Below are 545 nucleotides of genomic sequence, written 5' to 3' on the forward strand. Positions count from 1 at the left end.
CACGCTGGGCAGCGTGTCCGCGCTTGGCGGCGACATTGCGGCGACGACCGGGCGGGTGACCTTCGCGTCTGCCAGCGCAAGCGGGCAGGTGCAACTCGGCGGCGTGGTGATCAATGGCAGCACGATCGACGCCGGCACCTCGGTGGTGCTGACCGCGACGAGTGCCATGACCCTCGACACGATCACGGCAGGCACCAGCGTCGCGCTGGGCAGCCGCGACGCAACGGTCAACGCGGTGAATGCCGGAACCTCGGCGACCTACCAGGGGCGCGACATCCGCATTGGCGCGACCGATGCGGGGGCGGCGGTGCTTGTTGCTGCGCGCAACTTCACCTTCGACAGCCTGAGCGCGGGCGAGGGCGTAACCTTGGGTGCCACGCGGGCGATCAGCGGCGGCACGATCACCGCCGGCAGCACGCTCGATCTGACTGCGGCCAGCCTCACGGCGACGAGCGTGCAATCGGCGGGCGACCTGACGCTGACCGTGACTGACACGGCAACGCTGGGCACCGCCACCTCGAGCGGCGGCTCGGTGTTCATCGATC

General features: G+C 70.1%; 1 protein-coding gene. It reads left to right on the top strand.

The window, feature by feature from the left end; genetic code table 11:
• Nucleotides 1-545: hypothetical protein (locus tag AX703_RS27830; protein WP_197423641.1), on the top strand; the 545-nt coding region annotated here is incomplete at both ends.

The sequence above is a fragment of the Novosphingobium sp. CCH12-A3 genome (assembly GCF_001556015.1).
GTDB lineage: Bacteria > Pseudomonadota > Alphaproteobacteria > Sphingomonadales > Sphingomonadaceae > Novosphingobium > Novosphingobium subterraneum.